Source organism: Halorubrum sp. SD612 (assembly GCF_002135005.1).
Genome location: NZ_NEWI01000022.1, coordinates 22,382 through 28,714 on the forward strand (window position 1 = coordinate 22,382; position 6,333 = coordinate 28,714).

Below are 6,333 nucleotides of genomic sequence, written 5' to 3' on the forward strand. Positions count from 1 at the left end.
ACACATGAGCGACGACGCGGTCGATGTTGCCGACGCCGACCGGGGACTCGGCGAGTCACCGCTTTCGGACGGGTACGAGCTCCGCGAGACGACCCCCTCCGTCGAGGCGTTCCGCCGGCTCCGGCGGGAGGCGGGTATGACAGACCGGTCCCGGGAGGCCGTCGAGCGCGGGCTCCCGAACACGACGTTCGGCGTCCACGTCGTCGAGACGGCGTCCGGGTCGACGGTCGGAATGGCGCGGCTCGTCGGCGACGGCGGGTCGGTGTTCCACCTCTCGGACACGGCGGTCGCGCCGCCGCATCAGGGCCGGAGGATCGGGACGGCGATGGTCGGCGCGCTCGTCGCGTGGCTCCGCGCGAACGCCCCCGACGGCGCGTACGTCAACCGCTTCGCGGACGTCGACGGATTCTACGAGCGGTGGGGGTTCGAGCGGACCGCGCCGGCGTCGAAGGCGATGGGGATCCGGACCGAGGAGCTGTAGCCGATCGGGACGCGGCGGGTCGGCCGCGCCCGCGTCGGGAGAGTTATTGCGTCGGAGACAGACCGGAAACGCGTGCAGAAGACGGCACTCATCACCGGCTGTTCCTCGGGCATCGGTCGCGCCGCGGCGCACGCGTTCCTCGACGAGGGATGGACCGTGTACGCCACCGCGCGGAACCCGGCGGACATCGAAGCGCTCGGCGAGGCGGGCTGCGAGCTCGCCACGCTCGACGTCACCGATCAGGACGACATCGACCGCGTGGTCGAGCGGATCTTAGACGAGGAGGGCGCGATCGACGCCCTGATCAACAACGCCGGCTACGGCCAGTTCGGCCCGGTCGAGGACGTGACCACGGAGCGGGTCCACGAGCAGTTCGACGTGAACGTGTACGGGCCGCACCGACTGATCCGGGCGGTCCTCCCGTCGATGCGCCGCGAGCGCGACGGGACCATCGTCAACGTCTCCTCCGTCGCGGGGCGGGTGTCGATCCCCGGCGGCGGCGTGTACAGCGGGTCGAAGTTCGCCCTGGAGGCGATGTCGGACGCGCTCCGCAACGAGGTCGACGACCTCGGCATCGACGTGGTCGTCGTCGAGCCGGGGCCCGTGCGGACGAACTTCTCGAAGCGCGCGGAGTCGGAAGCCGACCCCGAGGAGCGCGAGGGGATCGAGCGGACCGAGGCGTACGACGAGTTCTACGCGATGTTCGAGGACGCGCAGCTGATCGGCGGCGACGGCCCCGGCTCGGTCGAGCCGGAACTCGTCGCGAACGCCATCTACGACGCCGCGAGCGCGACGCAGCCGCCCGCGCGGGTCCAGCCGGGCACCGTCGCGAGCGTCGGCGTCCTCGCGCGGTTCCTCCCCGACGCCCTGATCGACAAGGCCTACGGGTTCATTCGGAGCTTCACCTCGTAGCGCGGGCGCGCTCCGGTCGAGCGGCGGCGGCGGGTCACCCGTCCGCGTCGACCGCGAACGGGCTCTCCCCCTCCCGCCAGTTCCAGCCGGGGAGCCGCGTCTGGAACCCCGCCGCGAGCGCGGCGTCGAGGTCGTCGGCGCCGGCCGTTCCGGCGCCGGCCCCGTCCGCCTCGGCCGCCGCGTCGCGGTCCACGTGCGTGTCCGCGACGTGGAACGTCGCCTGCGCGAGCAGCGAGAGGGGACGGCCGCCGGCGATCGTCGCCGCCAGCTCGCGCCCGAGGACCTCGTCGACGACGAAGCCCGGGTAGTCGCCCGCCACGTCGAGGTCGCGGAGGAGCCCGACGCAGGCCGCGACGTTGACCGCGACCTCGCCGTCGGCGAAGACGGCGTCGACCTCGCGGCGGTAGGCGTCTGGCGCCACCTCGTCCACCGTCGTCTCGAACCGTCGACCGAGGCGGTCGCGGGTGTCGTTGAGGACCGGGACGACGACGTCGGCGCGATCGCGGACCCAGGCGTGTTCGTCGCGGACCGTCTGCGGCGTGACGCGCATGGGCGGCGTTCGGCCGCCCGGGGCTTGCCCTTTGCGAAGGCTTTTATAACGGCGGGGCAGTAGCCTGAGACAAGCGGGTTTTCGCTGGCTGTTCCCGCACGGAACACTACGGACAGTACTTCCACTATGCCTACCCGTCACGGTCGACCGATCGGCGGCGTGTCGCGGCGCGACCCGCGGCGCGATTCGACGACGGCGGCCCCGACGACCCGCAGTGAGATATGAGTCAAGTCGACAAGCAACTCGATACGTTGAAATCAGAGATCGAACAGGAGATTCCGAACGACATCACGGTCACCGACGTGAAATACGAGGGACCGGAGCTGGTCGTGTACACGCGCGACCCCAAGCGGTTCGCCGGCGACGGCGACCTGATCCGACGGCTGGCCTCGAAGCTCCGAAAGCGGATCACGGGCCGCCCGGACCCGAGCGCCCTCTCGCCGCCGGCGCGGGCAGAAGACGAGGTCCGGGACGTGATCCCGGAAGAGGCCGGCGTGACAGACCTCGACTTCCACGAGGACACCGGCGAGGTCGTCATCGAGGCCGAGAAGCCCGGCATGGTGATCGGCCGCCGGGGCTCGACGCTCCGCGAGATCACCCAGGAGGTCGGGTGGACCCCAGAGGTCGTTCGGACGCCGCCGATAGAGTCCTCGACCGTCTCGAACGTCCGCGGCTTCCTGAAGAACGAGCGCGAGGAGCGCCGCGACATCCTCGAACGGGTCGGCCGGCAGATCCACCGCGAGGAGATGTCCGACGACGAGTGGGTCCGGATCACGACGCTCGGCTGCTGCCGCGAGGTCGGCCGGGCGGCATTCATCCTCTCGACGCCCGAGACCCGGATCCTCATCGACTGCGGCGACAAGCCCGGCGCGGAGGGCGAGGTGCCGTACCTCCAAGTGCCCGAGGCGCTCGGCGCGGGCGCGGCGACCCTCGACGCGGTCATCCTGACCCACGCCCACCTCGACCACTCCGCGCTGGTCCCGCTCCTGTTCAAGTACGGCTACGACGGCCCCATCTACACGACGGAGCCGACCCGCGACCTGATGGGGCTGCTCACGCTCGATTACCTCGACGTCGCCGCGAAGGACGGGCGGACGCCGCCGTACGAGTCCGCACAGGTCCGCGACGCGATCAAACACACCATCCCGCTGGAGTACGGCGACGTGACGGACGTCGCCCCGGACGTGAAGCTCACGTTCCACAACGCGGGCCACATCCTCGGCAGCCCGGTCACCCACTTCCACATCGGCGACGGCCTCTACAACGTCGCGTTCTCGGGCGACATCCACTACGAGGATACCCGCCTGTTCAACGGCGCGGTCAACGATTTCCCACGCGTGGAGACGCTCGTGCTCGAGTCCACCTACGGCGGTCGCAACGACTACCAGACCGACCAGGAGGACTCCGAGGAGGCGCTCAAGCGGGTCATCAACGACACGTACGAGCAGGGCGGGAAGGTCGTCATCCCCGCCTTCGCGGTCGGGCGCTCGCAGGAGATCATGCTCGTCTTAGAGGAGGCGATGCGCGAGGGTGAGATCCCCGAGATGCCCGTCCACCTCGACGGGATGATCTGGGAGGCGACCGCGATCCACACCACATACCCCGAGTACCTCCGCGACGACCTCCGAGACCGCATCTTCCACGAGGACGAGAACCCGTTCCTCGCCGACCAGTTCAACCACATCGACGCCGGTGAGGAGGAGCGGCAGGAGGTCGCCGACGGGGACGAGTGTATCGTCATCTCTACCTCGGGGATGATCGAGGGCGGGCCCATCATGTCGTGGCTCCGCCACATCGGCCCCGACCCGGACTCGAACCTCGTCTTCGTCGGCTACCAGGCGCAGGGAACGCTCGGGCGCCGGATCCAGAACGGCTGGGACGAGATCCCGGTCGACGGCTGGGGCGGCGGGAGCCGCGGCGACACGCTCACGCTGGAGATGGGCACCGAGGTCGTCGACGGCTTCTCCGGCCACGCCGACCGGCAGGGGTTAGAGAACTTCGTGAAGACGATGAACCCCCGCCCGGAGAAGGTGCTGTGCGTCCACGGCGACGAGAGTTCCGTCCAGGACCTCTCCTCGTCGCTGTACCACGACTACAACATGCGGACGTTCGCGCCGAAGAACCTGGAGACGTTCCGGTTCAAGTAGGCGCGCGGCGAGGGGCGCGAGCGTCTTCGGGGACAGCCGGAGGGCGGACGCGCTCCGCCTCCCGCGTATGGGAGTAGTTCCGGGCGACATCGACGCGGCGCCGGGACTCGGCGGTCTCGTCCACCTGCTGTTGATCGCGTGGGTGTGTGTGACGATTGCGGGCGCGATGCCGCAGTTCGTCCCGGTGTGGTCGGGGACGACGCTCGCGGACGGAGCGGCGGTCCCGGCGGTCGCCGGCGCGTAGCCGGTGACGCTCGGTCACTCCGGCGCGAGTCGGACGGCCCGCGGCGGGGACGGCCGCGACGGCGACGGTTCGGGCGACGGGGCCAGCGCTTAAGCGACGCCCCCGCGACTCCCCTGTATGCGCCTCGCGCTCATCGCTCACGACGAGCTGAAAGACGAGATGGTCGCGTTCGTCGAGTCGCACACCGACGCCCTCGGCGAGTGCGAACTGGTGACCACCGGGACGACCGGAAAGCGGATCGCGGAGGCCACGGGCCTCTCCGTGAACCGGCAGGCCTCCGGTCCCTTCGGCGGCGACCTCCAGATCGGCGGGATGATAGCGGGCGACCAGATCGACGGGGTCGTCTTCCTCCGCGACCCGCTGACCGCGCAGGCGCACGAGCCGGACATCTCGGCGCTGCTGCGGGTCTGCGACGTGAAGGACGTACCGCTGGCGACGAACGTCGCGTCCGCGGAGATGCTCGTCGACGGGCTGCTCGGCGGCGATTCTCTCGACTGATACCGCCGACCGCGGAGATTTAACCCGGCCGAACCAAGGGGAGACAGATGACTCGCCCCGCAGGAACTCGCGTCCGCTCCCTCGCGTTCGCGTTGCTGCTCCTCCTCGCGACCGTCGGCGCCGGCGCGGCCGCGGGCCAGCCCACGGTGTCGGAGCACGCCGCGGGGTCGGAAACGGTCGTTCGCTTGGCGGCGGCGGGCGCCCACGCGTCGGTCGCGGGGGCCGCGGGCGGTCCGGGGACCGTCGGCGCCGAAGCAAACGCGAGCGGGAGTCGGGTCGGCCCGATCACGCGGTGTTTCGCCGGAACGGGGTACCCGATCGCGATCGGCGGCGACGAGGGGAGCGCGACGATGGAGACGGTGATCCACCTCTCCGTACTCACCGACCCCGCCGCGGGCAACGAGTTCGGCGTCGAGGCCGCCGGGCGACTCGGCGGCGAACCGATCGTGACGCTCGCCGCGGGCGTGCGACTGACCGCGCGGCAGGCGATCGCTGACGGAGACCCGTTCGCGGCGTTCGACGTGCTGTACACCTACGAGCTACGGTTCCCGATGTTCACCGGGTCGGTGGGCGACGCCGACTACGAGGACGACGGATCGCCGATCGGTTCGAGCGCCGGCGCGGTCGACTGCTGACGGGCCCCTACCGCTCGACCGCGTCGTCGTCCGGGGGACGAACCCCGCGGACGAGCGACAACACCTCCCGTCGGGTCGCCTCGAAGTCGTCACCGCTCGGGTACGCGCCGCCCGCCAGCAGGTACTCTCCGGCCTCCCACACCGCGAGCAGCGCCTCCACCGAGACGTGTTCGCCGTCGACCTCGCAGCGCCCGTGAGACACGGTGAGCGTCGCGCGCGACGCGTCCGGATCGTCGACGTCGATGCGTCGCTCGTCGCGCCGCGCGAGGTCGGTGATGTCCCGCTCGGCGAGGCGGTCGCGGAACCTCTCGCTGGCCCGCGACTCGACGAGCCGCGTGAGCGCCGGGTTCGGTCCGGTCTCCGGCGAGACGCGGAGTCGACTCGCGAAGAAGAACGGCCGCGGCGGCGGGGTCTCGCGCTCGTAGCGCGCCGTGCCCGCGGTGACCGAGACCGGTCCCGCCTCGAAGGGGCGCTCCGTCGCCTCCGCGACGAGCGTCCAGCCGTCGAGGCGGTCGCGGGGGACGACCGGTGGCTCCATGGACTCGTATCTCTCCGGACGGGAATAAAACGGACGGGCAGCGGGAGGCGGTCAGAGGGTCGAAGAGCCGGTCAGTGGTCGTCTTCGCGCCACTTGTGTTCGCACTCGGTACAGACGAAGAACCGGGTCTCCGACTCGTCGGCCGCGCGGATCTGCTGCATGTACCAGTACGCCTGATCGTTGTCGCACTCGGGACACTGCGCGGTCGTCGTCGGGAGCCCCTTGTCCTCGGCGTCGCTCACGTCGACGATCTCGGACTCGACCTGCGACTGGGTCGTCCACTCGTCGTCGCCGTCCTCGCGCCCGATCTCGTACCCGCAGGAGTCGC

Annotated in this window: 9 protein-coding genes; 6 read left to right on the forward strand and 3 right to left on the reverse strand. The window is 70.6% G+C overall.

Annotated features, from left to right (window positions below):
- The first annotated feature begins 4 nt into the window (after nucleotides 1–4).
- On the forward strand, nucleotides 5–481 hold the full coding sequence (locus tag B9G38_RS04320) for a GNAT family N-acetyltransferase (protein WP_086219612.1): 477 nt from the start codon (nucleotides 5–7) through the stop codon (nucleotides 479–481).
- Nucleotides 482–553: 72 nt separating this feature from the next.
- A complete protein-coding gene (locus B9G38_RS04325) occupies nucleotides 554–1,393 on the forward strand; it encodes an SDR family oxidoreductase (RefSeq protein WP_233127158.1) in 840 nt (279 codons plus the stop codon).
- A gap of 34 nt (nucleotides 1,394–1,427) precedes the next feature.
- Here B9G38_RS04325 and B9G38_RS04330 read toward each other — a convergent pair whose 3' ends face one another.
- Nucleotides 1,428–1,943, reverse strand: coding sequence for a hypothetical protein (locus B9G38_RS04330; protein ID WP_086219613.1), 516 nt, complete (start codon nucleotides 1,941–1,943; stop codon nucleotides 1,428–1,430).
- 221 nt (nucleotides 1,944–2,164) lie between these two features.
- On the opposite strand from B9G38_RS04330, the gene B9G38_RS04335 reads away from it, so the two are divergent.
- From B9G38_RS04335 to B9G38_RS04345, 4 genes are all read left to right on the forward strand, one after another.
- Nucleotides 2,165–4,090, forward strand: coding sequence for a beta-CASP ribonuclease aCPSF1 (locus B9G38_RS04335; protein WP_086219614.1), 1,926 nt, complete (start codon nucleotides 2,165–2,167; stop codon nucleotides 4,088–4,090).
- Between the two features lie 67 nt (nucleotides 4,091–4,157).
- Complete coding sequence (locus B9G38_RS18020) at nucleotides 4,158–4,334, forward strand: hypothetical protein (RefSeq protein WP_158093821.1); 177 nt, start codon at nucleotides 4,158–4,160, stop codon at nucleotides 4,332–4,334.
- 117 nt (nucleotides 4,335–4,451) lie between these two features.
- A complete protein-coding gene (locus B9G38_RS04340) occupies nucleotides 4,452–4,832 on the forward strand; it encodes a methylglyoxal synthase (protein WP_049929493.1) in 381 nt (126 codons plus the stop codon).
- A gap of 47 nt (nucleotides 4,833–4,879) precedes the next feature.
- Complete coding sequence (locus B9G38_RS04345) at nucleotides 4,880–5,467, forward strand: hypothetical protein (RefSeq protein ID WP_086219615.1); 588 nt, start codon at nucleotides 4,880–4,882, stop codon at nucleotides 5,465–5,467.
- 7 nt (nucleotides 5,468–5,474) lie between these two features.
- On the opposite strand, the gene B9G38_RS04350 is transcribed toward B9G38_RS04345, so the two are convergent.
- Entirely contained in the window at nucleotides 5,475–6,005 is a 531-nt protein-coding gene (locus B9G38_RS04350) for a hypothetical protein (protein ID WP_086219616.1), read from the reverse strand.
- Nucleotides 6,006–6,076: 71 nt separating this feature from the next.
- The coding region (locus tag B9G38_RS04355; protein WP_198945654.1) for an RPA12/RPB9/RPC11 RNA polymerase family protein at nucleotides 6,077–6,333 on the reverse strand (257 nt) is incomplete at its 5' end.